This window comes from Curtobacterium sp. PsM8 (assembly GCF_030433875.1).
Classification (GTDB): Bacteria; Actinomycetota; Actinomycetes; order Actinomycetales; family Microbacteriaceae; genus Curtobacterium.
The window spans coordinates 1-240 of record NZ_JARUXD010000181.1; the positions used below are offsets into that span (position 1 = coordinate 1).

At 70.0% G+C, this 240-nt stretch carries 1 protein-coding gene; it reads left to right on the top strand.

Annotated elements, in window-relative coordinates; translation table 11 throughout:
* Window positions 1-240, top strand: a 240-nt coding sequence (locus QCD68_RS17285; protein WP_301223904.1) for a chorismate mutase, incomplete at both ends; no start/stop codon positions are given.

Here is a 240-nt window from a genome sequence, read left to right on the forward strand (position 1 = left end):
ACCTTCGACGGTGCGGTGATCCACATGCTCGCCGATCGGTTCAAGTACACGCCGCGGGTCGGGTACCTCATGGCCGCGGCGGGCATGCCGGCGGCGGACCCCTCGCGCGAGCAGACCCAGGGCGCCCGGCTCCGGGCTCTGGCGGAGGAGGCGCACCTCGACCCCGCCTTCGCAGAGAAGGTCCTCAACTTCATGGTCGCGGAGGTCATCCACCACCACGAGCGCATCGCCGTCGGTGAA